Annotated in this window: 28 protein-coding genes; 12 read left to right on the top strand and 16 right to left on the bottom strand. The window is 68.1% G+C overall.

Features of this window, described 5'->3' with window-relative positions; genetic code table 11:
- Nucleotides 1–74 precede the first annotated feature (74 nt).
- The gene (gene alaS, locus BN984_RS07500; protein WP_008091278.1) at nucleotides 75–2,843 is read right to left on the bottom strand and encodes an alanine--tRNA ligase; all 2,769 of its coding nucleotides are present in this window, start codon (nucleotides 2,841–2,843) and stop codon (nucleotides 75–77) included.
- A gap of 122 nt (nucleotides 2,844–2,965) precedes the next feature.
- On the opposite strand from alaS, the gene BN984_RS07495 reads away from it, so the two are divergent.
- Nucleotides 2,966–3,451: a TspO/MBR family protein gene (locus BN984_RS07495; protein ID WP_049967960.1), complete on the top strand. Its 486-nt coding sequence runs from the start codon at nucleotides 2,966–2,968 to the stop codon at nucleotides 3,449–3,451.
- Nucleotides 3,452–3,598: 147 nt separating this feature from the next.
- The gene (locus BN984_RS07490) at nucleotides 3,599–5,848 is read left to right on the top strand and encodes a GAF domain-containing protein (protein WP_244877450.1); all 2,250 of its coding nucleotides are present in this window, start codon (nucleotides 3,599–3,601) and stop codon (nucleotides 5,846–5,848) included.
- Nucleotides 5,849–5,911: 63 nt separating this feature from the next.
- On the opposite strand, the gene BN984_RS07485 is transcribed toward BN984_RS07490, so the two are convergent.
- Entirely contained in the window at nucleotides 5,912–6,895 is a 984-nt protein-coding gene (locus BN984_RS07485; RefSeq protein WP_008091272.1) for a replication factor C small subunit, read from the bottom strand.
- A 148-nt stretch (nucleotides 6,896–7,043) separates the two neighbouring features.
- Between BN984_RS07485 and samp2 the strand changes: the two genes are divergently transcribed.
- The 3 genes from samp2 (at nucleotide 7,044) to BN984_RS07470 (ending at nucleotide 8,166) form a co-directional block, all read left to right on the top strand.
- Nucleotides 7,044–7,244, top strand: a complete 201-nt coding sequence (samp2, locus tag BN984_RS07480) for a ubiquitin-like small modifier protein SAMP2 (protein WP_004973827.1) — start codon at nucleotides 7,044–7,046, stop codon at nucleotides 7,242–7,244.
- 8 nt (nucleotides 7,245–7,252) lie between these two features.
- Complete coding sequence (locus BN984_RS07475; protein WP_049967958.1) at nucleotides 7,253–7,708, top strand: GNAT family N-acetyltransferase; 456 nt, start codon at nucleotides 7,253–7,255, stop codon at nucleotides 7,706–7,708.
- A gap of 77 nt (nucleotides 7,709–7,785) precedes the next feature.
- Nucleotides 7,786–8,166 carry a DUF7344 domain-containing protein gene (locus BN984_RS07470; protein ID WP_008091266.1) on the top strand — a complete coding sequence of 127 codons (381 nt, stop codon included), beginning with the start codon at nucleotides 7,786–7,788 and terminating at the stop codon, nucleotides 8,164–8,166.
- 11 nt (nucleotides 8,167–8,177) lie between these two features.
- Here the strand turns inward: BN984_RS07470 and BN984_RS07465 are convergent, their stop codons facing one another.
- The 4 genes from BN984_RS07465 to larB all read right to left on the bottom strand — a co-directional run bounded on the left by BN984_RS07465 (nucleotide 8,178) and on the right by larB (nucleotide 10,980).
- Entirely contained in the window at nucleotides 8,178–9,551 is a 1,374-nt protein-coding gene (locus BN984_RS07465; protein WP_008091265.1) for a phosphoglucomutase/phosphomannomutase family protein, read from the bottom strand.
- Nucleotides 9,552–9,613: 62 nt separating this feature from the next.
- On the bottom strand, nucleotides 9,614–9,853 hold the full coding sequence (locus tag BN984_RS07460; RefSeq protein WP_004973837.1) for a GIY-YIG nuclease family protein: 240 nt from the start codon (nucleotides 9,851–9,853) through the stop codon (nucleotides 9,614–9,616).
- Between the two features lie 94 nt (nucleotides 9,854–9,947).
- Nucleotides 9,948–10,097, bottom strand: a complete 150-nt coding sequence (locus BN984_RS20215) for a DUF7563 family protein (protein ID WP_187367346.1) — start codon at nucleotides 10,095–10,097, stop codon at nucleotides 9,948–9,950.
- Nucleotides 10,098–10,221: 124 nt separating this feature from the next.
- The gene (gene larB / locus BN984_RS07455; RefSeq protein ID WP_008091263.1) at nucleotides 10,222–10,980 is read right to left on the bottom strand and encodes a nickel pincer cofactor biosynthesis protein LarB; all 759 of its coding nucleotides are present in this window, start codon (nucleotides 10,978–10,980) and stop codon (nucleotides 10,222–10,224) included.
- Nucleotides 10,981–11,166: 186 nt separating this feature from the next.
- Between larB and BN984_RS07450 the strand changes: the two genes are divergently transcribed.
- A complete protein-coding gene (locus BN984_RS07450) occupies nucleotides 11,167–11,334 on the top strand; it encodes a DUF1931 family protein (protein WP_004045310.1) in 168 nt (55 codons plus the stop codon).
- 130 nt (nucleotides 11,335–11,464) lie between these two features.
- Here the strand turns inward: BN984_RS07450 and rpiA are convergent, their stop codons facing one another.
- The 4 genes from rpiA to BN984_RS07430 all read right to left on the bottom strand — a co-directional run bounded on the left by rpiA (nucleotide 11,465) and on the right by BN984_RS07430 (nucleotide 15,797).
- On the bottom strand, nucleotides 11,465–12,157 hold the full coding sequence (gene rpiA, locus BN984_RS07445) for a ribose-5-phosphate isomerase RpiA (RefSeq protein ID WP_049967957.1): 693 nt from the start codon (nucleotides 12,155–12,157) through the stop codon (nucleotides 11,465–11,467).
- Between the two features lie 50 nt (nucleotides 12,158–12,207).
- Complete coding sequence (locus BN984_RS07440; protein WP_004973842.1) at nucleotides 12,208–13,332, bottom strand: ORC1-type DNA replication protein; 1,125 nt, start codon at nucleotides 13,330–13,332, stop codon at nucleotides 12,208–12,210.
- A gap of 117 nt (nucleotides 13,333–13,449) precedes the next feature.
- On the bottom strand, nucleotides 13,450–13,719 hold the full coding sequence (locus BN984_RS07435; RefSeq protein WP_008091260.1) for a hypothetical protein: 270 nt from the start codon (nucleotides 13,717–13,719) through the stop codon (nucleotides 13,450–13,452).
- An 83-nt stretch (nucleotides 13,720–13,802) separates the two neighbouring features.
- The gene (locus BN984_RS07430; protein ID WP_049967956.1) at nucleotides 13,803–15,797 is read right to left on the bottom strand and encodes a MutS-related protein; all 1,995 of its coding nucleotides are present in this window, start codon (nucleotides 15,795–15,797) and stop codon (nucleotides 13,803–13,805) included.
- Nucleotides 15,798–15,974: 177 nt separating this feature from the next.
- Here BN984_RS07430 and larE point away from each other — a divergent pair, with 177 nt between their 5' ends.
- A complete protein-coding gene (gene larE / locus BN984_RS07425) occupies nucleotides 15,975–16,862 on the top strand; it encodes an ATP-dependent sacrificial sulfur transferase LarE (RefSeq protein WP_008091255.1) in 888 nt (295 codons plus the stop codon).
- Between the two features lie 45 nt (nucleotides 16,863–16,907).
- On the opposite strand, the gene BN984_RS07420 is transcribed toward larE, so the two are convergent.
- Nucleotides 16,908–17,546: a histidine phosphatase family protein gene (locus tag BN984_RS07420; RefSeq protein WP_008091253.1), complete on the bottom strand. Its 639-nt coding sequence runs from the start codon at nucleotides 17,544–17,546 to the stop codon at nucleotides 16,908–16,910.
- A gap of 74 nt (nucleotides 17,547–17,620) precedes the next feature.
- Here BN984_RS07420 and BN984_RS07415 point away from each other — a divergent pair, with 74 nt between their 5' ends.
- Nucleotides 17,621–18,103: an SRPBCC domain-containing protein gene (locus BN984_RS07415; protein ID WP_008091251.1), complete on the top strand. Its 483-nt coding sequence runs from the start codon at nucleotides 17,621–17,623 to the stop codon at nucleotides 18,101–18,103.
- Between the two features lie 30 nt (nucleotides 18,104–18,133).
- Here BN984_RS07415 and BN984_RS07410 read toward each other — a convergent pair whose 3' ends face one another.
- A complete protein-coding gene (locus BN984_RS07410) occupies nucleotides 18,134–18,457 on the bottom strand; it encodes a hypothetical protein (protein WP_049967955.1) in 324 nt (107 codons plus the stop codon).
- 153 nt (nucleotides 18,458–18,610) lie between these two features.
- The gene (tatC, locus tag BN984_RS07405; RefSeq protein ID WP_049967954.1) at nucleotides 18,611–20,044 is read right to left on the bottom strand and encodes a twin-arginine translocase subunit TatC; all 1,434 of its coding nucleotides are present in this window, start codon (nucleotides 20,042–20,044) and stop codon (nucleotides 18,611–18,613) included.
- A gap of 130 nt (nucleotides 20,045–20,174) precedes the next feature.
- On the opposite strand from tatC, the gene BN984_RS07400 reads away from it, so the two are divergent.
- The 4 genes from BN984_RS07400 (at nucleotide 20,175) to BN984_RS19685 (ending at nucleotide 23,564) form a co-directional block, all read left to right on the top strand.
- On the top strand, nucleotides 20,175–22,331 hold the full coding sequence (locus tag BN984_RS07400; RefSeq protein WP_008091246.1) for a twin-arginine translocase subunit TatC: 2,157 nt from the start codon (nucleotides 20,175–20,177) through the stop codon (nucleotides 22,329–22,331).
- 112 nt (nucleotides 22,332–22,443) lie between these two features.
- Entirely contained in the window at nucleotides 22,444–22,620 is a 177-nt protein-coding gene (locus tag BN984_RS07395; RefSeq protein ID WP_004045298.1) for a ribbon-helix-helix domain-containing protein, read from the top strand.
- The gene (locus BN984_RS07390; protein ID WP_049967953.1) at nucleotides 22,613–23,332 is read left to right on the top strand and encodes a queuosine precursor transporter; all 720 of its coding nucleotides are present in this window, start codon (nucleotides 22,613–22,615) and stop codon (nucleotides 23,330–23,332) included. The genes BN984_RS07395 and BN984_RS07390 overlap by 8 nt, the downstream gene beginning before the upstream one ends.
- 55 nt (nucleotides 23,333–23,387) lie before the next feature.
- Nucleotides 23,388–23,564, top strand: coding sequence for a hypothetical protein (locus tag BN984_RS19685; protein ID WP_004968931.1), 177 nt, complete (start codon nucleotides 23,388–23,390; stop codon nucleotides 23,562–23,564).
- Between the two features lie 60 nt (nucleotides 23,565–23,624).
- Here BN984_RS19685 and BN984_RS07385 read toward each other — a convergent pair whose 3' ends face one another.
- The 3 genes from BN984_RS07385 to BN984_RS07375 all read right to left on the bottom strand — a co-directional run bounded on the left by BN984_RS07385 (nucleotide 23,625) and on the right by BN984_RS07375 (nucleotide 25,485).
- Entirely contained in the window at nucleotides 23,625–24,026 is a 402-nt protein-coding gene (locus BN984_RS07385) for a DUF7475 family protein (RefSeq protein WP_008091238.1), read from the bottom strand.
- Between the two features lie 128 nt (nucleotides 24,027–24,154).
- Nucleotides 24,155–24,928 (bottom strand): 23S rRNA (uridine(2552)-2'-O)-methyltransferase, encoded by a 774-nt coding sequence (locus BN984_RS07380; protein WP_049967952.1) that lies wholly within the window; start codon nucleotides 24,926–24,928, stop codon nucleotides 24,155–24,157.
- A 107-nt stretch (nucleotides 24,929–25,035) separates the two neighbouring features.
- Nucleotides 25,036–25,485 carry an arsenate-mycothiol transferase ArsC gene (locus tag BN984_RS07375; protein WP_008091236.1) on the bottom strand — a complete coding sequence of 150 codons (450 nt, stop codon included), beginning with the start codon at nucleotides 25,483–25,485 and terminating at the stop codon, nucleotides 25,036–25,038.
- Nucleotides 25,486–25,755: the final 270 nt, after the last annotated feature.

Genomic DNA, 25,755 nt, shown 5'->3' with positions numbered 1-25,755 from the left:
GGGCGTCCGTCTCGCGGACGCGGGGTAAGCGGGAACGAAAGCGAACGCGAACTCGGGCCGGTCGCGCGACCGACTCAGGCGTTCAAAACCGCGCGGAGCACGTCGGGAGCCTCGTCGAGCGCGTCGTCAAGCGCGTCCACGTCGGGGCCGCCGCCCTGCGCGAAGTCCGCGGGGCCGCCGCCGCCGCCGCCGACCTTCCCGGCGAGTTGGCCGACGACCTGCCCGGCGTTGACACCGACGCCGTCGGGAACGCCGACGACGAACTGGGCGCTCCCGCCCGCGGCGGAGCCGAGGACGGCGACTTTGCCCTCCTCGACCAGCGCGTTCGCGGTCGCGCGGAGTTCGTCCGCGTCGCCGTCGAGGCGCTGGACGACGGCGGGCGTGCCGTCGATGTCGATTTCGTCGGCCCCCGCCGCGGCGCGCGCCTCGGCGAGTTCCGTCTTCAGGCGGTCGATGGTCTTGCCGCGCTCTTTCCACTCGGTGAAGAAGCGCTCTGCCGTCTCGGGCACGTCCGCGGGGTTCACGTCGAGCACGTCGGCCGCGCCGTACAGCGCGTCCTCGGTGCGCTGGGTGGCCTCGATGGCCGCGTCGCCCGCCGCGAAGACGACGCGCTCGACGCCGTCCTGAACGGGCTCCGTCGTCAGCACCTTGATGGCCCCGATGTCGCCGGTGCGCTTGACGTGGGTGCCGCCGCAGGCCTGCACGTCGGTGCCGACGTGGATGAGGCGAATCTGCTCGCCCGGCGGGATACCGCCCTGATAGAGGTCGAAACCGTACTTCTTCTCGGCGTCGCGGCGGTCCGGCCACTCCTGTTTGACCGGGATGTTCCGCATCACGAGTTCGTTGGCGACGCGCTCTATCTGCGTGACCTCCTCGCGGGTGATGCGCTCGTAGTGGGTCACGTCGAGCCGCGAGCGGTCGACGCCCTTCGACGCGCCGGCCTGCCGGATGTGGTCGCCGAGGACCGTCCGGATGGCGTGGCCGATGACGTGGGTCGCCGTGTGGTGGCGCATGAGCCGACGGCGGCGTTCGGCGTCGAGTTGGCCGCGGACGAACTCGCCCTTGCCGGGGTCGTCGTCGGTGCGGTGGAGCACCACATCGCCCGCTATCTGCACGTCGGTCACCTCGACCGTCGCGTCGTCGGTGGCGAGCGAGCCGTGGTCGGCGGGCTGGCCGCCGCCTTCGGGGTAGAACATCGTCTGGTCGAGGACCACGTCGTAGCCCTCCTCGCGCTCGAACACGTCGAGGACGACGGCCTCGAACTCGGTGCGCTCCTGGTCGTCGTAGTAGAGCTTGTCCGTCGCCGGCAGGTCGCCGAGGCGGTCGTCGCGCTCCACGGCCTCGTCCTCGCCGTCGACCTGCTCGTGGCGGTCGGCGACGAGCGAGTAGAAGTCGTCGGGGATGTCGACGGTCGCGCCGCGCTCCTCGGCGATTTCCTGCACCATGTCGGGCTGGATGCCGTGGGAGTCGTACAGCTCGATGAGTTCGTCGAGCGGTATCGGCTCGTCCTTGTCGGCGTACTCGTCGGCGAGCTGCTGGACCTTGCGGGAGCCGCGTTCGAGCGTCTTTCTGTACTTGCGCTCCTCGCTGCGGACGATGTCGCGGATGGTGTCGCGGTTCTGGTAGTCGAGGCGCTCGGCCTGCATGTCCACGAGTTCGTCGAGCGGGGCGTCCACGCCGAGGTTGTCCACGAGGCGCTTCGTGCGCCGGAGGACCATACGGGCGAGGTAGCCCGTCCCGACGTTCGAGGGGACGATGCCGTCGCCGAACATGTACGCGAGGGTGCGACAGTGGTCCGCGATGGCGTAGATGTCTTCGAGCGGTCGGAGCAGGGCCGTGAGTTCGGCCTCGTCGACGCCGAGTTCGCCCGCGACTCCGGCGCGCGCGGTTGCGAGGTCGTCGATTTCGTCGATGTCGAGGTGGCCCGAGAGCTTCGCCGCGCGGTGGATGAGTTCCTCCTCCTCGTCGGTGTGTTCGATGCCGACGTTGTCCTTCAGGAACTCAATCATGTCGGGGTAGACGGCCTCGTACACCGTCGGCGTCCCCTGGGACACCCACGTCCACCGTTCGAGCCCGTAGCCGGTGTCGACGATGTAGGTGTCCATCGGCGAGTAGGTGTTGCCGTCCTTGAGTTCGTACTCGCCGTCCGGGTCCTGCTTCATCGACATGAAGACGAGGGTGGCGAGTTCGGCGCCGCGGTAGAGGACTTCGAAGGCCGGTCCGGCGTTGCCGCCGCCGACCCACGGGTCCTCGATGTAGGTGATTTCGGAGATGTCCGCGCCGAGCGACTCGAAGAACTCGTCGCAGAGGCGGACCGTCTCGTCCTTCCAGTAGACTTCGCCCTCGTAGGCGTACTTGTCGCCGGCCTCCTCGCGGGCGTTGAACGCGTGGTGGGCCATCATCTCGAACGCCATCGTGTGGCGGCCGGTCTTGCCCACGTTGTCGATATCCTGCATCCGGATGCAGGGCTGGGAGACGGTCAACGGGTTGGCCGGCGGCGGCGTCTCGCCGGACGTGACGAGTGGCTGGAAGTCGTAGATAGATGCCTGCGTCAAGAGCACGTCGTCGCGCCAGCGGTTCGCGGCGACCGGGTAGGGGTCGATGCGCTCGTGGTCGTGTTCCTCGAAGAAAGAGAGGAACTTCTCGCGCATCTCTTCGAGAGTGTACTCCTCGTCGAAGCCGGGGTTGTCGATGAAGGTGTAGTCGTCGGCGGGCGGTTCACCGCAGGTCTCGCGGTCGGGGTCTCGTGTCCAGAAGTGGACGCCCGTCACGGGGCATTGCTTCCGGTAGAAGCCCTCCTCCTCGAAGTAGTCGAGGCGGTACTCCGCTTCGAGTTCGCTCATTGCCAAACTCTGGTCTACCGTCGGGTAAAACAGTTCCGGGAAATGGGCGCAGACGCCCGATTCCCCTCAATTTCGCCCGCACGGGCCGTGTCGTTCTTTTCCCTCCCGAACCAACGAGGAGTATGGAACTCGCCTCGCTCCGTCGGCGACCGGCGGTCGAACTGCTCGCGTGGGTGGTCCTCGCGCAACTCGCGGGCGCGGTAGGGAGCGTCTTCACCGCGACCGCCATCGGGTCGTGGTACGCGACGCTCGCCCGCCCGTGGTTCGCCCCGCCGAACTGGGTGTTCGGCCCGGTCTGGGTGACGCTGTTCGCCCTGATGGGCGTCGCCGCGTGGCTCGTCTCCCGGAGCGACCATCCCCGCCGCGAACGGGCACTCGTCGTCTTCGTCGGTCACCTCGTCGTCAACGTCGCGTGGTCCGCGGCGTTCTTCGGACTGCAGTCGCCCGCGCTCGGCCTCGCGGTCATCGCGGTCCTCATCCTCGCGATTCTGGCGACGATGCGCGAGTTCGACGCCGTCGACCGACGCGCCGCCGCGCTCCTCGTTCCCTATCTCCTGTGGACGTGCTTCGCCACCGTGCTCAACTACGGCTTCTGGTCGCTAAACTGAGCAGTCGACCGGGTGACTCCCGCCTCGACGCCGTGTATCGCCCACCTCGGCTCGTTCTTGGTGATTGGAAACATGCCGCAACGATTATATTTCTCGTTGTCGTTCGATAGGGAGACTGCCGTGCACGCGACGGAACCAACGGTTTTCGTGGACGACGACTTCGACGATATCGACCTCGGCGACGGGGTCACGGTGACGTCAACGAGTGACGAGAACGACCCGTCCGACGCCGCCTGCGCCGTCGTCACGGACCCCGACGCATCGGTTTCCGACGACGTGCCGACCATTCTGTACACCGACGTCCCGCCAGCGACTGTCGAGCGGCCCGAGCGGTTCGACGCCTACGTCAGCCGCGGCGACCGCTCCGGGCTCGAATCGCAGGTTCGATGGGTGCTCGCATCGACCGCCGACAGAGACGCCGAGGAGGTGGCGCTGGCCCGAAACGACGCCGAGTGGGACCGGCTCAAGCGGCTCTACGAGGGGACGACGGACCTCATCACGGCCGGGACGGTCGACGAACTCTACGAGCGCGCCATCGGCCTCACGGAGCACATCCTCGAGTTCGACAACACCTCGTTTTTCGTCCACGACGGGGACAGCTTCTACGTCGCCGCCAACAACGACGATATGGCCGGGACGGGGCCGATTCCCTCGGACACGGGCCTGCTCGGGGAGACGCACCGGACCAAACGCTCGTTTCTCGTGGACGACGTGCGCGACCACCCCGTGGCCGACCCCGACGACCCCGCGTACCGCTCGGCGGTGAGCGTCCCGCTGGGCGACGACGGCGTGTTTCAGGCCATCTCCAACGAGGTCGGCGCGTACGACGAGACCGACCTCACGCTGGCCGAACTCCTCGTGTCCTACGTCTCCGAGACGCGGAGCCGCATCGAGTCCGAGGCCGCGCTTCGACAGAGCCGCGAGCAGATAGAGCGGCTCCACCGGGGGGCCACCGAACTGGCCGCGGCGACGAGCCTCGACGAACTGTTCGAGCGGACCGTCGAAATCACGGACGACATCCTCGAGTTCGACATCAGCTACGTGGGCCTCGTCGAGGGCGACTACATCGTCCCGGCGGCCATCTCGTCCGACGCGCCGGCCGACGGCGCAGAGCGCGTCCCCCTCGACGACGGGGGCATCGCGGCCGAGGTGTACCTGTCGGGGGAGACGGACATCACCGACGACGTGCGCGACCACCCCGAGGCGCGGCCGGTCAAGCGGATGTACCGCGCGGTCCTGAGCGTCCCCATCGGGGACCTCGGCGTCTTTCAGGCGACGACGTTCACGCCCGGCGCGTTCGACGAGCGAGACGCCGAACTAACGGAACTCCTCATGGCGCACGTCGCGGTCACGGCCGAGCGCATCCGCGCGGAATCGCGGCTCCGGGAGGAACGCGACCGCTCGACTGCGCTGTTCGAGCACGTCTCCGACGCCGCCGTCGCCTACGACGTGGAAGCCGGCGCGGTCACCGTCCGCGACGTGAACCGGGCGTTCCAGTCGATTTTCGGCTACGACGCCGACGACGTGGTCGGAAGCGACCTGCTGGGGCGAATCGTCCCGCCGGAGCCCGACCCAGACCCGGTGCCCGAACCGAGGGCCGACGAAACCATCCCCGAACTCCTCGTCGCCGCCGGCGAGAGCTACCGCGGCGAGGTCCGCCGTCGGACCGAAGGCGGCGTCCGCGAGTTCATCCTGAACGTCGTCCCGCTGTCGCCCGGCGAAGAGCGTGGGTCGGGGTACGCCATCTACACCGACATCACGGAGCGGAAGACCCGCGAAAGCGAGTTAGAGCGACAGAACGAGCGATTGGAGGAGTTCGCGAACATCGTGAGCCACGACCTTCGGAACCCGCTTTCGGTCGCCCGCGGGAACCTCGACCTCGCCCGCGAGACCGGCGCGGAGTCGCGGTTCGATACGGCCAAGCGGGCGCTCGAACAGATGGAGGAACTCATCGACGACCTGCTGTCGCTCGCCCGCCGCGGTCAACTGGTCGACGAGACGGAGCGCGTGGACCTCGGGGCGGTCGCCCGGCAGGCGTGGGCGACCACCGAGACCGAAGACGCCGAGTTACTCACCTGCCAGTCGGTCGTCGTCGACGCCGACGAGGACCGCCTCGCCGAACTGCTCGCCAACCTGTTTCGGAACGCGGTCGAACACGCCGGAAGCGACGTTCGCGTCGAGGTCGGCGGCGTCGACGGCGGCTTCTACGTCGAAGACGACGGCCCCGGCATCGACCCCGAGCGCCGCGACGAGGTGTTCGAGCCCGGCGAGACGACCGGCGACGACGGCATCGGCTACGGGCTCGCAATCGTCGAATCCATCGCCGAGGCCCACGGCTGGTCGGCTATCGTGACGTCGGGGACGGCGGGCGGCGCGCGCTTCGAGTTCCGGGCGTGAGGCGAAAACGAGGAGAGACCGGGGAGTGCGGCGGCCGGCGCGGCCGAGTCGGCCCAGTTCAGTTCAGTTCTGCGAGAGCGCGAGCGACGCGAGGAGCGCCTCGAGTTGGACCTGCTCGTTCGCGCCCTCGGAGATGCGGTAGTCGGCCTCGCCGATGCGTTCCATGAGGCGGACGGCCTCGCGCTCGCCGAGGTCGAACTCCCAGACGGAGCGATGAAGCTGGTCGATGATGTCGCCGCCGGCCATCCCGGTGTCGACGATGAGCGTCTCTAACTGCTTGCGCGCGGTCGTGAACTCGCCGTCGATGGCGGCCCGAACCATCTCCTCGATGTCCTCGGGGCGGGCCGTCGAGGTAATCATGTAGACGGCCTCCTCGTCGACGACTTCGCCGGTCGTCGCGGCGGCCTGCAGGGAGTTGATGGCGCGGCGCATGTCGCCGCCGGCGGCGTAGACGAGCGCGTCGAGGCCGTCCTCGGTGACCTCGATGTCCTCGGCCGCGGCGATGTCGCGGACCTGTTCCGCGACGGCGTCGTCGCCGAGCGGGGAGAAACGGAACACCGCACAGCGCGACTGGATGGGGTCGATAATCTTCGAGGAGTAGTTACACGAGAGGATAAACCGGGTGTTGTCGGAGAACTGCTCCATCGTCCGGCGGAGCGCCGACTGCGCGTCGTTCGTCAGCGAGTCGGCCTCGTCGAGGAAGATGACGCGGTAGTCGTGGCCGCCGAACGACGAGCGCGCGAAGTTCTTGATGCGGTCGCGGACCACGTCGATGCCGCGCTCGTCGGAGGCGTTGAGTTCGAGGAAGTTGCCGCGCCAGTCGTCACCGTAGATGGCGCGGGCGATGGCCGTCGCGGAAGTGGTCTTACCGACGCCCGCCGGTCCCGCGAACAGGAGGTGCGGCAGGTCGTCGCGCTCGATGTAGCTCCGCAGGCGCTCGACGATGTCGTCCTGTCCGTAGACGTCGTCGAAGGTCTGCGGTCGGTACTTCTCGATCCAGATCTCACGACCCGCCGGGGCGTCGCCCGACTCCGCGGCCTCGCTCATATCCGTTCTACCGACCGCCCCGCACATAAACCGTGCGAGACGGAGAGCCGGTGTGGCACCGACCCGGCGGCAGGTCGAACGCCGGGTCGCGGGGCCGCCGCGACGCCGAGCCGACGGACTGAAACCCGCGCCCGACCCACGAGCGACCATGAACGTGACCGTCGAGGTCGTCGGCGAGGAGACCAGCGAGGTCGCCGTCGGCGACGGCGGGACCTACGCGGACCTCGTGCGGGCGGTGGACCTCAGCCCACACGAGGTGACCGTCCTCGTCGACGGCCGCCCCGTCCCCGAAGACCAGCCCGTCGAAGTCGACCGCGTGAAGGTGCTCCGCCTCATCAAAGGCGGGTAGTCGGCGGCATGGACGACACCGCTGGGGCCGACGACGACACCACCCGGAGCGACGACGGAGTCCGCGTCCGCGAGGGCGACCCCGGGGAACTGGTGGCCGTGATGCGCGTCCTCGACGCCGGACTGCTCGAAGCCGACGCGGGCGACATCCGCGACCGACTGGCGGCGGGCGACTGTCTCGTCGCCGAGGCGTCCGGCCGCGTCGTCGGCGCGCTGGCGCTCGACGGCGACTATGTCGAGGCCGTGGCAACCTCACCGAGTCGCCGCGGGCGGGGCGTCGGAACCGCGCTCGTCCGGGCGGCTGTCGACCGAAGCGGACGACTCGTCGCCGACTTCGACGAGGGCGTCCGACCGTTCTACGAGTCGCTCGGGTTCGACATCGAAGAGCGAGGTGGGGACGCGAGAGCGGTCGCAGACACGGGCGCGGGCGACGACCGATTTCGCGGCGTCCTCCGGGACGCGTAGCGGCTTCAGAGATTGATGGATGTTACCAACCGACACAGATTTAGCCGCCGGTCGTCAAGGGCTAGGAAGTCAAGCCCATGGCAAAGCGTGACCGGAGCGACCGTATCCTGACCGACTGGGACCGCGTGTTCGACGCGCTCTCCGACCCGTCGCGCCGCTACGTGTTGGAGTACCTCCACGACCGGACGGAGCCGACGTCGGTCTGGGACCTCGCGGTCGCCCTCGCGGTGCGGACGACCGACCTGCCGCCCGACGAGGTGGACGTGCAGGTCGTCCAGCAGGCCGAGGTCGGAATCGTCCACGTCCACCTGCCGAAGCTTCAGGCCGCGGACCTCGTCGAGGCCGCGGGAGACGGCGTCTCGTTGACCGAGCACGCGGAGACGCTCCCGCTTTTCACGCCGGCGTACCGCGGGGTCGTCAGACCCGTCGGCGACGAAGAAGAGACGAGAGAGCCCTGAAAACGGCCCGCTCAGACGAGCGGTTCGACGAGTTCGCGGCCGGCTTCGAGGAGCGACGAGACCGCGTCTTCGCTCCCGGCCTCGGCGTAGACGCGCATCTTCGGCTCCGTGCCCGAGGGGCGGACGAGGAGCCACGAGCCGTCTTCTAAGAGCAGTTTGAAGCCGTCGAGCGTGACGACCTTGGCGATGTCGCGGCCGGCGACCGTCTCGGGGAGCACGTCCTCGAGGTCGTCGATGACGCGCGCCTTCTCGGAGTCGGGGCAGGCGACGCTTATCTTGTCGGCGACGATTTCGCCGTGTTCGGCCTCGATGCGGTCGAGGCGGGCGTCGAAGTCCTCTTCGGCGGTCGCGGCCGCCGCGAGCAGGCCCATGAGAACGCCGTCCTTCTCGCGGACGTGCCCGCGGACGGAGAAGCCGCCGGACTCCTCGCCGCCCATGAGCGCGTCGTGCTCACGCATGCCGTCGGCGACCCACTTGAAGCCGACCGCGGTCTCGAACACCTCCTCGCCGTGGGCCTCGGCGATGCGGTCGATGAGGAACGTGGTCGAGACGGTCCGGATAGCCGGCCCGGAGTCGGATTCGAGCAGGTAGTCGTAGACGGCGGCGAAAAAGAGGTTCTCGTCGAGGACGCCGCGGTCGGGCGTGGCGATGCCGATGCGGTCGGCGTCGCCGTCGTTGGCGACCCCGAGGTCCGCGTCGTGTTCGGCCATCGCCTCGGCGAGACCTTCGAGGTTCTCCGCGGAGGGCTCCGGTGAGATGCCGCCGAAGTCGGCGTCGCGCTCGCAGCGTAGGCGGACGACCTCCGCGCCGGCGGCTTCGAGCAGCGCGTCGGTGACGCCGCGGCCGCTGCCGTGCATGGCGTCGTAGACGACCGTGAGGTCCGAGAGGTCGTCGCCGACGAGGTCCATGGCGTGGTCGGCGTGCGGGGAGACCACGTCGACGCGCTCGATGGTCCCGCGTTCGGACTCTGGCAGGAGGTCCGGTTCGGCGAGTCGCTCGGCGACCGCGTCGGTCACGTCGGGGAGCGCCGGCGCGCCGTCCGAGGGGATGAACTTCACGCCGTTGTACTCCGGCGGGTTGTGCGAGGCCGTGACCATGAGTGCCCCCGAGAGGCCGCGCTCGGCGATGGCGTAGGCGACGAGCGGGGTCGGGCAGTCCCGCTCGGGCAGGAGCACGTCGAAACCGTTGCCGGCGACGACCTCGGCGAGCGACTCCGCGAAGCCGGGCGAGGTCTCGCGGGCGTCGTAGCCGACGAGCACCGGGGCGGTGAAGCCCTCGTCGGCGAGGTAGTCGGCGACGGCCTGTCCGACGATGCGGACGCGGTCGTCGGTGAAGGTGTCCAGCGTGGCGCGCCACCCGTCGGTCCCGAATGAGATTTCGTCCATACGCGCACCACTCCGCGGCGGGGCAAAAAACTACGTTACGAGCCGACGGGGAGGGGACGCGCTCACGACTCGACGAGCCGCTGTTTCTCCCGGCGGCGGAGCTGTTTTATCTCGTACTCACGGGACATGGCCGCCGACTTCGAGTCGAACTCCTCGACGTGGACGAGTTCGACCGGCGTCCGGCCGCGGGTGTACTTCGCGCCCTCGCCGGCGTCGTGTTCCGCGACGCGTCGCTCCACGTCGGTCGTGTACCCGGTGTACAGCGAGCCGTCGCTGCACTCGATGACGTAGACGAAGTGCACGAGAGAATGGTTCAGGGGCGCGGGTATGAACCCACCGCCCGACCTCGTGCACGAGGTGTTGGCTTCGCGTGGTGGTCTTTTCTCGCTTCAGTGGTCATGCGGTGCGGGCACGCTGTCGAGCGACCTCCGCGATACCCGCGTTCGCCGAACAGTTGGGACAGGCGAGAACCTGACCGTCCTTGTCGGCGAACACGCGTGCGAAGCGCTCGGAGACGTGTGACCCGCAGTGGTCACAGACTGGCATTGTTGCGGTCCGGCAGCCACCAAGCCGGTGTATGACACACAGTACCCCACCCATATGAGGGCTTCGCGCGTGTGCGTACGCACGCGAAATCGCGCACGACCACGAGGTGGAGAATAACGTCCAGTCAGGCGTCGTCGCGGGCGTCCGAGACCGCGCGGGCGATGAGTCCGGCCTGCGCGCCGGCGATGTAGCCGGCGTCGACGTTCACCGCGGAGAGCACGGTACAGGACTGGAGCATCCCGAGGACGGCCGCCTCGCCGTCGCCGCCGTGGCCGTAGCCCGTCGAGACGGGCAGACCGATGACGGGCGTGTCGACGAGTCCGGCGACGACGGTCGGCAGCGCGCCCTCGCGGCCGGCGGCGACGACGACCACGTCGGCCTCGCGGAGCGTGTCGAGGTGGTCGAGCACGCGACCGAGGTGGGCGACCCCCACGTCCTCGATGCGTTCGACGTCCACGCCCATCTCGCGAAGGACCGCGGCCGCCTCTCCCGCGGCCTCGGCGTCGGAGGTGCCGCCGGTGGCGATAGCGACGGTCGCGTCGAGGTCGGGGCGCTCGAAGTCCGGCGCGGCCGCGACGACGGTCTTCGCCCGGGCGTCGCGGTCGATGTCGGCGTCCGGGAGGGCGTCGGCGACGGCCTCCGCGTGAGCGGTGTCGGCCCGGGTGACGAGCGCCCGACCGCTCGTTTCGACCGCCGCGACGGCCAGCGTCGCCGTCTCGTCGGGTGTCTTCCCCTCCGCGAGAATCGCTTCGGGGACGCCGCGCCGCGTCTCTCGGGCGGCGTCGAACCGTCCCGCGTCGGTCGTCGCGTAGCCGGAGAGTCGTACCTCCGCCTCGGCGGGCGAGAGCGAACCGTCCGCGACCGCCTCCAAGATGTCGCGCATATGGCCGCACGTTGGCCCGAGGCGTACTCATACCCGTCGTTCCGCCCTCGCGGGGATAAAGCATATATAAGTGGAGATTGTTCCCGATAAATCCGTCCTCATAGAAGCGCCATAACCCCCAAATCCGGCGGTATTAACGTCCAATATAGGAAAGTTTATTAAAGGAGAATTGGTAGGACATTCTGTATGGCAGACCTCATTGTCAAGGCAGCCGTCAAGGAAGCGCTCAAGGACAAGAACGTGGCCTCGGACTTCTACGACGCTCTCGACGAGGAAGTCAAGGAGCTTCTCGAAGACGCTGCTCGCCGCGCTGAGCAGAACGACCGTAAGACGGTCCAGCCCCGCGACCTGTAAACTCGGTCTTTAGACCTCTCGTTCTTTTATCGCCGGCCGGTGAGCGCCGGTTGTGTCCCGCGAAGTGAGTCGACTCATCCCGTGAGCCGCGCCGGTCGAAGGCGTCCGTTCGAGCGCCGGACCAACCGAGTCAGTATTCGGTGACTTCGACGCCGTCGTCGGTGCCGACGTAGACCGCGTCCGCGAGGCCGACGAAGATGCCGTGTTCGACCGCGCCGGGAAGCGACGCGAGGTCGGCCGCGAGCGACTCGGGGTCGGCGATAGCGCCGAACTCGCAGTCGAGGACGAGGTTCCCGTTGTCGGTGACGACGGGACCGTCCTTGCGCTCGGCGCGGCGGAGCGTCGCCTCGCCGCCGAGGTCGGAGACGCCCGCGGCGACGGTCGTCCGCGCCGACGGGAGCACCTCGATGGGGACGGGCCGCGAGAGCGTTTCCGCGGTCTTCGACGGGTCGGCGACGACGAGGAATCGGTCGGCGAAGGCGTCGACCACCTTCTCGCGGGCGTGGGCCGCGCCGCCGCCCTTGACGAGCGCACCGTCGGTCGTCGCCACCTGGTCGGCCCCGTCGATGGCGAGGTCGACCGCGTCGACTTCGTCGAGGTCGGCGAGAGGGATGCCGCACTCGCGGGCGAGTTCGCGGGACGCGAAGGAGGTCGGGACGCCCCGAACGTCGAGGCCGTCGGCGACGCGGTCGCCGATGGCGCGGATGGCGAAGGCGGTGGTGCTGCCGGTGCCGAGGCCGACGACGGTTCCGTCTTCGACCGCTTCGACCGCCGCCTCCGCAGCGCGGCGCTTCTGCGCGTCGGTTCCGCCGGTAGTCTTCATGGCTCAGCCGACTCGGCCGGCGAGTAAAAATGGTCCCGAAAGCGGCGGCGTCAGAGGCGGTCCAAGACCGCGTCCGCGTCGTAAGCCAGCGAGATGGCGCGGGTCCGGCCGCGCCCCTCGATTTCGGTGTAGCGCGCCTCGATGACGCCCAGTTGGTCCAGTTTGTTCACGAGTTCGGAGTAGCGCGTGTAGCCGAGGCCGGTCTCCTCGTTGAAGGCGTCGTACACCGCGCCGGCGCGCTCGCCGTCGTACTCGGCGACGACCCGGACGAGCTCGCGTTCGGGGTCCGAAAGTCCCTGCAAACACCGCGAGAGGTGGACGTACTTCGACTTGTCGTAGGCCGCCTCCACGTCCTCCATGTCGACCGTGCGGGAGGCGCGCATCTCGGCGTGGAGACCGGCGCGCCGAAGCAGGTCGATGCCGACTCGCAGGTCGCCGCTGTCGGCGGTGAACTCCGCGACCTGGTCGAGTTCGGGCGCGCCGATGACGTCCTCGTGGAAGCCGCGTTTCGACCGACCACGGAGGATATCGACGATTTCGTCCACGTCGTAGCGGGGGAAGAACACCTCCTCGGGCCGGAAGACGCTCTGGACGCGCCCGTCGAGTTCGTCGATGACGTCGAGCGAGAGGTCCGACGAGATGATGATGACGCCGATGCGCGCGCCGGAGTGCGCCTCGTGGGCGCGGAGCAACGAGTAGAGCGTGTCGGACGCCTCGTTCTCGTAGAACAGGTAGTTCACGTCGTCGAGCGCGACGACGAGCACCTCGTCGTCCTCGACGAGGCGGTCGGTTATCTGGCCGAACAGCTTCTTGAACGAGATGCCCGACGACGGGGGTTCGTACTCGAAGATGTGCTCGAAGACGCGCGAGAACACCGCGTAGCGCGTCGAGTCGACCTGGCAGTTCACCCGGACGGTCCGGACGCCCGACTGCGTGCCCAACTCGCCGAACAGTTTCTGGACCGCGGTGGTCTTGCCCGTCCCCGGCGGCCCACGCACCATCGTGTTCAGGGGGCGAGAGCCGCGGACCGCGGGCCGGAGCGCGTACTTCAGGCTCCGCAGTTGGCTCTCGCGGTGGTTGAACGTCTCCGGAACGTGGTCGATTTCGAAGACGTGTTCGTCGCGGAACACGGTCTCGTCCCACGACAGCATCCCCTCTTCGGGGTCCTCCCTCATCGAGTGAAGTACCACGCGCGGGGGACTTAATCGTTTACCGCGGCGGCGTCCGACGGGGGGCGGACGCGTGCGCGTCGTCGCCACGGTTCGGTGGGAAGTCGCGAGCCGATACGTCACTTACTGAAGGAGCCGGACGATTCGGTAGCCGATGGCGACGAACAGAATCAGTCCGACCGCGCCGACGCCGAGGACGACCGGCGTTCCGCCGGTCTGCGAGAGCGCACTAAGCGCCGGAAGTACGAAGACGAACAGCACGAGGAACCCGCCGAACACCAGAAATAACAGGTAGACCGCGGTCCCGAGCACGTCCCAGATGGCGTTCTTCGTGGCGTGGTAGACGAGGTCGTACTGCTGTCGTTCCTCGGGGGAGAGCGAATCGGAGGGCACGGGCGAAGTTGTCGGCAAGTCAATATAAATCGTGCGTCGACGCGGGCGACCGCGTCAGTCGAATGTCGCCACAGACGGTCGCGTCAGTCGAACTTCTCCAACAGTCGCCCGTAGAAGCTGGTCTCGCTCTCGTCGGCCAGTTTCTCCACGATGAGTTCCGGGGTCGACCGCGCGAGGTGGTCCTTCACGGGCGAGCGGTTGACGACGAGTTCGCCGCCTTCCAGCCCGACCGCCTCGATACCGTCCACAGCGACCGGCACGTCCGCGGCCTCGCGGATGCCGCCGGCGAGGTGCGAGACGAACACGGCCGCCGCGCCCTGTTCCGCGAGTTCTTCGAGGATGCCGGCGATGATTTTGGCCGACGCGCCGGGTTCGGTGATGCTCTCCAGTTCGTCCACGAGGACGAGTCGGTCGGCCGCGCCGTCGGTGAGCGCGGCGAAGTCGCGGAGCGTGCTCTCGAAGGCCCCGGCGTCGAGGGTTCCCTGCGACTTGGCGTAGTAGTGGAGTTCGGAAAAGCGCGAGAGCCGGACCGACTCGGCGGGCACGGGAAGTCCCATGTGCGCGAGGACGACGACGAGTCCCACGAGGTCGAGCGTCGAGGTCTTCCCACCGCTGTTGACGCCTGAGAGGAGCGTGACGCCCGACACCTCGTAGTCCACGGAGTCGACGTCCGCGAAGTCCACGTCGAGGAGGGGCGAGCGGCCGGCCTCGATGGCGAACGAGCCGGCTCCGTCGTCGCCGGCCGCGCCGGTGAACTCGGGGAAGACGCAGTCGAAGTCGCGGGCGAACCGCGAGACGGCGAGGCGCACGTCGAGTTCGAGCGCGTCGCGGACCAGCGTCTCGACGGGGTCGCGCAGGTCGCCGAGGTCGGCGGCGAGGTCGGCTTTCAGCTTCGCGGCGCGGCGGTCGCGGGCGGCCTTCAGTTCGGTCCGGAGCCGGCCGACCGCCTCCTCGTCGTGGCCGAGCGGGAACGACGGGTCCTCGGGGAAGACGCGCTCTGTCAAGTCGGCCTCGCCGGGGCGGAGCGACAGCGACTCCACGAGGTGGTCGCGGGCGGCCGAAAGCGCCTCGTCGAACTCGTCTTCGAGTTCGCGCGACAGCAGGGAATCGACGCGCGCGCCCTGCTCGACGAGCGAGAGGAAGTCGGTCCCCTCGATGGTCACGTCGCGCTCGCGAATCACGTCGCGGAGGCGGTCGTTGGCCACCGATTCGGCGGTCGAGACGGCCGTGTCGAGGTCGTCGACCGCGTTCGAGAGGCGTTCGAGTTCGTCGTCGCCGAGGACGGTCCCGTCGTCGGCCAATCGGGACAGGGCGTCGCGGAGGTCGGCGAGGTCACAGGGCGGAGAGAGTCCGGCGGCCTCGTGAACCGCGGCGGCGGCCGAAAGCGCCTCGCGGTTCGCGGCGAAGAAGGCGAGCAGTCGCTCGGGGACGACCTCGTCGGTCCGCTCGGCGGCGTCGGGGAGGACGCGCACGTCGCCGTCGACGTCGATGCCGGCGAACGACTCGTCGAGGACGACCACCGTCGAGTACGACCGCGCGAGTTCGGCGATGTCGCGGCCGTCCTCGACGACCTCGATTGAGAGTTCGGGGAACGCCTCCTTGGCGGCGGCGTAGCGCTCCGCGTCGGCGGTGGCGATACAGCGCTCGCGGACGCGACGCGGCTTCGGGTCCGCGAGGGGTTCGACGCCCGCCAGCGCCGCGAGCACGTCCGGGTCGGGGTCGAGGTCGGTCGCGTCGGCCGCGAACGTCCGGACCTCCTCGATACGCGAGGCCGACCCGGTGGGAAACAGCGTCTCCAGTCGCTTCTCGGCGTACGTCGTGACCGTCCGCGCCTGCAGGAGACCGAGCGCGTCGCGGTAGATTTCCGAGGCGCGGTCGGTGGCGAGAAAGCCGCCGGGGTCGTCGTGGTCGCGGCGAATCGCCCCGCGGGCGATGGCCGCCGCCCTGCCCTCCGTGAGCCCCGGTGCCCGCGCGAGCGCCGCCACGTCGCCGTCGGTGAGCGCTCGCTCGGCGTCGTCGAGTTCCGCGAGCGCGGCGGCGGTCTTCTCGCCGACGCCCGGGATGGTCTCGAAGTCCATTCGGCCGGACCTATCGCGGCATAGGACAAAAAGTCGCGGGGTGGTGACTCCGGGACGACGCGCCGGTCGCGCCGCCGCGGGAGCGCTCGTCTCGTCCGATTCGGGGGCGCGTGCGCCCTTCGCGGTCGTTCGCGCCGGGGACGAGGGGCTTTTGACCGTCGGCCGGGAAGAGAGGCCATGAGCGAGCGAGATACCGCGGCGAAGGCCGACGCAGTACGCGAGGCGCTCGCGGAGCGCGAGAGCGTCCTCATCGCCTTTTCGGGCGGCGTGGACTCCAGCGTGGTCGCCGCACTCGCCCACGACGCGCTCGGCGAGAACGCGGTCGCCTGCACCGCGAAAAGCGAGACCCTCCCGGACGCCGAGTTGGACGACGCGAAGCGCGTCGCCGAGGAAATCGGCATCGAACACCTGACCGTCGAGTTCTCCGAGTTGGACAACCCCGACTTCGTCGCCAACGACGACGACCGGTGTTACCACTGCCGGACGATGCGCCTCGGCCGGATGTACGAGGCCGCCCGCGACCGCGGCATCGAAGCCGTCTGCGACGGGACGAACGCCTCGGACCCCGGCGAGGGCCATCGCCCCGGCCTCCGCGCCGTCGAGGAGTTGGAGGTGCTATCGCCGCTTCTCGCCCACGACATCACGAAAGAGGAGGTCCGCGCCATCGCCGACGAGTACGACCTGTCGGTCGCCGACAAGCCCTCCATGGCCTGTCTCTCCTCGCGGATTCCGACCGGCCTCGAAGTCACCGAAGAGCGGCTCTCGCGGGTCGAACGCGCCGAGACGATTCTGCGCACGTGGGGCTTCGAGCAGTTCCGCGTCCGCGACCACGACGGCCTCGCCCGCATCGAGGTCGCGCCGGATGAACTCGACCGCGCCCTCGACGCCGACTTCGTCCGCGCCGCCCGCGACCACCTGAAGGACGCCGGCTTCGACCACGTCACGCTCGACCTCCACGGCTACCGGACGGGAAGCGTCAGCCCCGCGGCCGAGGCGGACGCCGACTCGGGCGACGACCTCCTCGTGGACGACGTGTTCGCGCAGGACTACCCGATGCGGAAGTAGCTGAGAGATAACAGTCAGAAACTCGGACCAGACCGCCGAACCGACCTACGTCGTCAGAAACCGCGTCTCGTTCTCGGCGACGACGTGGATGGGCGGTTCGTCACCGTCGTCGCTCAGTTCGACTTCGAACTCACACAGGCCACCGTTGTCGAGCGATTGCGACAGCATCGCCTCGACGATGTCGAGGCCCTTCACCTCACCGAGCGACAGCCGAATCGGCGCGCCGTGGCTGACGACGAGCACCGTCTCGTCGGCGTCGAGCGAGTCAGCGAGCCCCTCGTGGGCGTTGAGGACGCGTCGGCGGACCTCGACGAGGCTCTCACCGCTCGGCGGACGCTCGCGGGCGGCGGGCGTGCCGACCGCCGAGAGGGCGTACTGCGGGTAGCGGTCGGTGAGTTCGTCGAACTCCAGTCCCTGCAGCGAGCCCACGTCGCGCTCGCGCCACGCGGAGTCGAGGACGGGTTCGAGGCCGAGTTCGCGGGCGATGGGGCGGGCGGTCTCTTGGGCGCGTTCGATGTCGGAGGAGACGAGGCGGTCGACCTCGTAGGAGTCCGCGACGTGGCGCGCGAGGGCGTCGGCCTGCGCGCGGCCGCGCTCGGTGAGCGACACGGGGGCCCACCCCTGTACGCGCCCGGCGCGGTTCCACGTCGTCTCGCCGTGTCTGGCGAGAAGGAGGGTTGCCATACGTCCGTCTCTCTCCCCATCGGCAATGAACGTTCCGCGCGAGATTCACGGTCTCGGCGCGCCAACTGTTAGGTATGGCACACGAAATCGAGACGAGCATCGAGATAGACGCCCCACCTGAACGGGTGTGGGAAACCCTCGTCGACTTCGACCGCTACCCCGAGTGGAACCCGTTCATGCGAATCGCCGGGCGACCGAACGAGGGCGCGACGCTCACCGTCCACCTGCGGCCGCCGGGCGGCCGCGAGTCGGAGTTCGAACCCGACGTGGTCCGCTGCGAGAACCACCGCGAACTGCGCTGGCTCGGCCACCTCGTCTTCCCGGGGCTGTTCGACGGCGAACACCGGTTCCGCCTCGAACCGCTCGACGGCGGCGAGCGCACGCGCTTCGAGCACGCGGAGACGTTCTCCGGCGTCTTCGCCGGACTCCTGTTGCGGTTCGTCGGCGAGCAGACCCGGGCGGGGTTCGTCGCCATGAACGAGGGGCTGAAGACGCGCGTCGAGGGAGCGGTCGCGGCCGAGGAGCGAGAGGGTACGGAGTCCTCGAACGCGGCGTGATTCCTCGCGCTCTCCGGGATGTTCGACGCGTTACAGCGACTCGCCGCAGAAACGGCAGGTGTCCCGGTCGGCTTCCTCCAGCGAGTGGCAGTTCGGACAGGAGACGGTCTCGGTGCGGGCGGACGGGACGCCGTTCGGCGACCCCGAATGACCGGGCGTGCCGCGGCCCATCCCGGGTTCGTCGCGCCCGAGGTTGAGGTACAGCGCCAAGCCCAGAATCCCCCCGACGAACACCGAGAGGCCCCAGAGGAAGGCGTTGTGCGAACTGTGTCTGGTCGCGTCGATGCCGGCCCAGACGCTCACGACGAACCAGAGCGGGAGGGTGACCACCGACAGGGCGACGAGGTCGACCATCGTGTGTGTTTTCTAACCATTCTGAAATAGGTCTTCTGACCGGTCAGCGTTCGGCAGAAACGGAGAGAACTGGCGGAGGAACGAGGAAGGAACGAGGAAGGAACGAAGAAGGAACGAGGAAGAAACGAGGAAGAAACGAAGGGCAGACCGGTGTCAGTTTCCGGTCCAACGCAAGACCGCGAGCGTCCCCTCGAACAGGACAATCATCGTGGCGCCGATGATGATGGGTGCCATCCCCGTCGGGTCGGGGCTGACGAGGAACGCGAGGCCGAGGAACGCGCCCCAAAACAGCAGACGGCGGTCTTCGAGCCACTGCCGAGTGACGAGGTTCATCATGATGGCCAGTTCCACGAACAGCGGAATCTGGAAGACGACCGCCATGTAGCCCATCAGGATGAGGATGAGGTTGAACGTCTCTTTGAGGCCGAACGCGACGACCGCCGTCCCCTCGGTGTAGGAGGTGAAGTACGCGAAGATGGCCGGGAGCACCACGAAGTGCGCGAACAGGACGCCGACGAGCGCGAGGATGAGGCTCGTCGGCACGGCCGCGAGGTAGTACTTGCGCTCTTTCGGGTAGAGGCCGGGGCGCATGAACAGGTACGTCTCGTAGACGAACACGGGGAGGCCGATGACGGTGCCGGCGAGGCCGGCGACCTTCAGTTTGGTGAGGATGAGTTCGAGCGGACCGTAGAGCCGCGGCCGGCGGTCCACGATGGTGTCCGCGCCGGGGATGTGGGAGTTCCAGAGGAAGTTGATAACGTCGGTCGCGCTCGGGATGTGGATGCCGAAGGCGGCCTGCGTGTCGACGAGCGCGTTGAGGATGTCCGCGCCGGGGAAGAGCACGAGCGTAATCGCGCCGGCGACGCCGAGGACGACCGCCAACCGGCGAATCATCTCCTCGATGTGGGCGGTCAGCGGCATCTCCTGGTCGCTCTCGGGTGCCTCGCCGACGAGGCCACCAACGTCTTCGTCGTCGAAGTCGTCGCCCTCGAACTCAGGGTCGTCGAAGTCGGCGTCCTCGACGGAGACGGACGACGGAGCCACGCCGCCCACCTCGTCCTCGCCGGTCAGCGCCGGGCTCGCGCCGTCGGCCGCCGCGTCCGGTCCGGCGTCGTCGGACGACTCGTCGCTCGAATCGTCGTACGTCCCCTCGGGCACGTGCGAGGTGTGTTCGTCGTCGGCGAGGAGACGCGGTTCGTCGTCGGAGTTGTCGGCATCGTCGCTATCACCGGTACTTCCGGAAAAATCGGCATCAGCGTCGGAGTCCTCGACGCCGTCATCCGAATCGGAATCGTCCGCGTCCTCTTCGGAAGCAGAATCGTCCGCGTCCTCTTCGGGAGCCGCATCAGTGTCGGCGTCGCCGGCGTCGTCTTCCGTCTCGTCGGTATCGGCGTCGTCGGAAGCGTCGTCGGCAGACCCGTCGGTAACGGTCTCGTCTCGCGGGGTGACTCGACCGTAAACCGGACCGTCAGACGACGAAGACCCGTCGTCGTCAGACTCGTCGGACGAGCGCTGGTCGGCGTCGTCCGAGGCGTCCGTCTCGTCGTCGGCCGCAGAGAGCCCTGTGTCGCGCTCCTCGTCCGCCATTCAGGTGTCCTACGCTTCCGGCCAGTTATAGGTCTTTTCGCATCGCGCCGAGGAGGTGCGTCGAGGGAGCCGAAATCACGCCCGCGGTGAAAAAGATTGATAACCGCCAGACTGCTTTCGCCACGTACGTATGTCCAGCGCCCTCGACGAGGACACCCAACAGACCATCGCGGCGGGCCGCGAGACCGCCGGTGCGATGCTCCGAGCGGCGCAAAAAGACCTCCAGAAGGTCTTCATCGTCTTCCTCGTCGGGTTCCTCGGAACGTTCTACGCGCTCCGACTCTACGTCTGGGAGTTCTTCCGGGGCGTGACCAAGGCACAGATGGACGCCAGCATCGCCGGCGACGTCAGCATCATCGCCCAGACGCCGTTCGACGTCATTCTCCTGCAGGCGAAAATCGGACTCGTCGTGGGGGTTCTCTTCGCACTCCCGCCGTTCATCTACGTCTCGCGGGACGCGCTGAAAGCCCGCGGCGCGTGGCCGAAATCGCCCGTCGCGCCGTGGAAACTCGCGCTCATCGGGCTGACGATGGTCGTGCTGTTCGCCGCGGGCGTCGCCTACGGCTACTTCGTCTTCTTCCCGTTCACGTTCGCGTTCCTCGCGCAGAACGCGCTGTCGGCCGGCTTCACGCCGAGTTACTCCATCGTGAAGTGGGCGCAGTTTATCTTCCTGCTCACGCTCTCGTTCGGCCTCGCGAGCCAGCTTCCGCTCGCGATGACCGCGCTCTCCTACGCCGAAATCGTCCCTTACGAACTGTTCCGCGACAAGTGGCGGCACGCCGTCGTCGGCATCTTCGCGTTCGGCGCGCTGTTCACCCCGCCGGACCCGTTCACCCAAATCATGTGGGCGGTACCCGTCATCACGCTGTACGCCTTCAGCCTCTATCTCGCCCGCGTGGTCGTCACGGCCAAACGCGGCAGCGAGAAGATGGACGTCAAGGCGACGGCAACTCACCACTGGAACCTCCTCGCGGGCGTCGGCGTCGTCGGCGGCCTCCTCGTCTACGCCTTCTACGAGTACGGCGGCGTCGGTCTCGTCAACGACGGACTCGCCGCGGTCGGAAGCGACTACGTGTTCCTCGACCCCGGTTCGGGGCTCGTGCTGGGCGCGTTCGTCGTCGCCGGCGGCGTCGTCGGCCTGGCATTCGGCCTCGCCTACCTCGTCTACCGCGACATCGAGCGGCTCGAACGGACCGAAGTCGGCGTCGGCGACCCCTCGAAACTCGACCTCTCCGCGCTCGACGTGGCGGGCGTCCGCGCCGCGCCGCCCGAGGTCTTCGCCGACCGCGACGAAGACGAGATTATGAGCCTCGCGTCAGCCGCCATCGACGACGGCGACAAGGCCAAAGCGCAGGCCCTCATCGACCGGTTCGACGAGGCCGAAGCGGACCGCGAAGCCGAGGCGGCCGCGGCCGAAGACGAACCGGGCGAACTCGAAGACCGGACGACCCGCGCGGGCGGCGCGTTCTTCTCCGAACTGACCGGAGGCGAGACCGACGAGGACGACATCGGCGGCTACTACACCGACATCGCGTTCATCGTCGACTCCGTCACCTCGCGGGCGTTCTGGGTCGTCGGCTGGTTCATGCTCGTCCTCGCGTCGACGTTCGGCTGGCTCTACACGGGCGGCATCAGGGACGTCTACGAGGACTTCCTCGGCCGACTACCCGCCGCGGTGACGCCGGAAGAAGTCCTCAACGTCGTCGCGCTCCACCCGATGGAGGCGCTCATCTTCGAGGTGAAGTTCTCGACGATTCTGGCCGTGCTGGCGACCCTGCCGCTCGTCGCGTACTTCGCGTGGCCCGCGCTCCGGGAACGCAACATCATCCGCAAGCGCCGTCGGACCGTCTTCCTGTGGACCGGCGCGCTCGTCGGCGGCCTCCTCGGCGGCTTCGCGCTCGGCTACAGCTACGTCGCGCCGACGGTCATCACGTTCCTCGTCGAGGACGCCATCGCGGCGAACATGATAATCTCCTACCGCATCACCAACTTCTTCTGGCTCATCTTCTTCACCACCGCGGGTATCGGCCTCCTCGCCGACATCCCCATCCTGATGGTGCTTCTCAACACCGCCGGCATCAGCTACCGCATGATGCGGAAGCGCTGGCGCGAGGTCACGGTGTTCATCCTCGCCATCTCGGCGGTGTTCACCCCCGCGAGCATCACGACGATGTTCATGGTAACGCTCCCGCTGATGGCCGCCTACGGCGTCGGTCTCGGCATCCTGTTCGTGCTGACGGTCGGCGGCCGGCGCGATCTCTCGCCCGCCCGCGGCGCAGCGGAGTGAAGACCGGTACCACAGCGACCGGCGCGCCGACTCGCCGACCCGAAAAACGCGCCAAATATCGCCGTTGAGACCGTTGAAAAGGCGTTAAGTATTCTCGTGAGAATCGCAGAGTATGGCCAAGATAAGCGTCGAGATTCCCGACGAACTGCTCGCGGACTTGGACGAGCACGTCGGCGACGACAAGAAGTTCGTGAACCGGAGCGATGCGGTTCGGGCGTCCATCCGGAAGACGCTCGACATCCTCGACGAGATAGACGACCGACACAATCGCCTCGTCGAAGATGAGTGAGGGGCGGTCGGCCGTCGGGCAAGTCGCGCTCGTCGGCCTGTTCGTCACCGCGCTGACGACGGCGCAGTTGACGGCGTCGAAACTGCTCGCGATTCCCCTGCCGGCCGCAATCGGCGAACTCCCGTACGTCGGCGCGGCCATCCTGATGCCGGGGGCGGCGCTGGCGTACGCGCTCACCTTCTTCGCGTCCGACTGCTACTCCGAACTGTACGGTCGCCGGGCGGCGCAGGTCATGGTGAACGTCGGCTTCGTCATGAACTTCGTCCTCCTCGGACTCGTCTGGAGCACCATCGCCGCGCCCGCCGCGAACCCCGAGTTCGCCGGGCAGTTCGCCACGGTGCTGTCGTCGGGGACGAACGTCGTCGCCGGGAGCCTGCTGGCATACCTCGTGAGCCAGAACTGGGACGTCGTCGTCTTCCACGGCATCCGCGACATGACCGACGGCGCGTTCCTCTGGCTCCGCAACATCGTCTCGACGGCGACGAGTCAGGCCATCGACACGGTCATCTTCGTCGGCGTCGCGTTCTACGTCGCGCCGACGGTCCTCGGCATCGGCGACGTGCTTCCGTGGAACGTTCTCGTCGGCCTCGCCGTCGGTCAGTACCTCCTGAAACTCCTCATCGCAGTCGTGGACACCCCGTTCGTCTACGGGACCGTCGCACTCCTGCGCGACGACGACGAGTCCGCGGCCGACGGCTGGGTCGCGGACTGAGGCGTTCTCGGGACGACGGACGGCTTATCTCTTTTGGTAGCATACCACACGACGTATGGCCGACGAGCACCGCCACAGGCTCACCGAGCGGGACGGGATGGAGATGGGGGTTCGCTGTCCGAACTGCGGGACGTACACGTCGTTCGGCGACATCCTCGCCACCGGAGCCTGCCGCGGCGGCTGGAAGGGATGCCGGACGGGCCTCCGGCTCGACCTCGTGGTGTACGACTGAGAAAGACGGCGGGGCGACGAGACGCTGGGACGCGGGGCCGGCGAGAGCGATAGCGCGCGCTCAGGCCGCCGCGTCAGTGTCCGACGGGTCGTTCAGGTAGAGGTACGCCGCCGCGACGGCGAAAACGGTCTCGCCGCCCTTCGAGAGAATCGCCATGTCGCTGACCCGCCCGCTCATGGCGACCCAGGCGACGATTTGGGCGAGCGCGAACGCGATGGCGACGAGGTAGAACTCGCGCCGCCAGAACTTACTCAGGTAGACGGCGGTGCCCGCGAGGAAGCCGACGCCCGCGAGGACGAACAGCACCGCCTGCGTCTGGTCGAACTGGAGCAACATCGGGGCCATCGATAGGTGGACGTACGTCGAGGCCAGCGCCCCGACGAGAGCGACGTACGGGGCGATACCCGACGGGAGGCCGGTGAACAGCGGTCGTGACTCGGCGGTCGTGGTGTCTGCTGACATGGGGACTCACGAACAGAATTGTGTCAATGGATAATAATTTTTGCCCGAAGTGAGGCACAAATCGGACGGAACACGCGGAGCCGTCGATGCGGGGGCGCGCAGGCGCGATGAGCGTGAAATCGGCGCGCTCAGTCGTCTATCGGCTCGGCGAAGGCGAACCGCGGCTTCACGTCGGTGACGCGGACCGTCGGGGTGTCGCCCGCCTCCGTCCCGGAGACGAAGAGCGTGAAGTCCTCGACCTTGGCGATGCCGTCGCCCTCGCTGCCCACGTCGACGATTTCGACCTCGAGCTCGTCGCCCTTGCGGACCGGGGCGGTGAGGAAGTGCTTGCCGACGAGGTACTGCTCTGAGGAGCTGTCGCGGGAGGCGTCGGGCCGCATCGACCGGACGTACTGGAACTCCCGTTCCATGTCGGCGCGGAGGTCCGCGACGTCCGGGCCGTCGAACACCTTCACGGCGAGGTCGCCGCCGGTCGCCAGCAGTTCCTGTGCGACCTCGAACGCCTGCCGGGCGAGGTAGACGGAGCGAGCGTGGTCCAGCGAGTACTCGCCGGTCATGTTCGGCGCCATGTCGGAGACGACGGCGTCGGCCCCGCGCTCGCCGATGACGGCCGTCAGCTCCTCTTTCGTCTCGTCTTCGGTCATGTCGCCGCGAATCGTCTGAACGTTGTCGCGGTCGATGCCGCGGATTCGCTGGAGGTCGACGCCGACGACCTTGCCGTGGTCGCCGACCGCCTCGGAGGCGACCTGCAGCCACCCGCCCGGGGCGGCACCGAGGTCGACGACGGTGTTACCGGGGCCGAACAGCCCCGCGTCCCCGTCGAGTTGTTTCAGCTTGTAGGCCGAGCGGGCGCGGTAGCCCTCCTGTTTGGCCTTGTTGTAGTAGTGGTCCTTGCGCGCCATGGTCTTGGCAGCAGTAGCGTATCAGGCCGTATACCGGCTTCGGCTTGCGCCGTGAAGCGTGCGGAACAGTCCCACATGCGGCGGCGTCGGCGTCGAGGCGGTCGGGCTCAGTCGTCGCCGACGAGTTCGTCGAACAGCGCCGCAACGCGCCCCTCGATGTCGTCGCGAATCGCCCGGACCGCGTCGAGGTCCCGCCCGTCGGGGTCGTCGAGGGCCCAGTCGCGGGCGTCGCCGCGCCACGTCATCGGACAGATACCCTCGGCCGAACAGCCCATCGTGACGACGATGTCGACGCGCATAATCTCGTCCTGCTCGATTGCGCGGGGCGTCTCGTCGGCGAGGTCGAACCCCCGCTCGCCCATGACCTCGACGACCTCGTCGTGGACGTGGTCGGCGGGGTCGGTGCCACCGGTGACGACCTCGATTCGGTCGCCGACGCCGCGTTCGTCGCGCTCCCGGCGGGCGAAGGCCGTCGCCATCTGGCTCCGGCCGGCGTTCTGGACGCAGACGAAGGCGACGCGGGTGGAAGTCGCGTCGGCGTCGGCGGCGTCGCTCATCTCTCGGCACCTCGTCGGCGGGCGGCTGTCTTCGTCTCGTCGTTCGCCATAGCCGGGAGTTACACAATCAGCTATTTGAGTGCTTTGAAGCCCGAGACTCCAGAAATCGGTCGATTAGCTGCATAGCCGAACAGTGACAACAACACACATGGGGAGTCGACGGGAGCGATGGGGCACTCGCGGGAGCGCGCACGCGGGAGAGCGTGCGAACATCATATTGCGGTGAGTCCAAATCAGGAGTATTTTTAAGACCGCTGTCGTACGACGGCA

The organism is Haloferax prahovense, from assembly GCF_000723845.1.
GTDB classification, from domain to species: Archaea; Halobacteriota; Halobacteria; order Halobacteriales; family Haloferacaceae; genus Haloferax; species Haloferax prahovense.
This window is presented reverse-complemented; position numbering and strand designations above follow the sequence as displayed.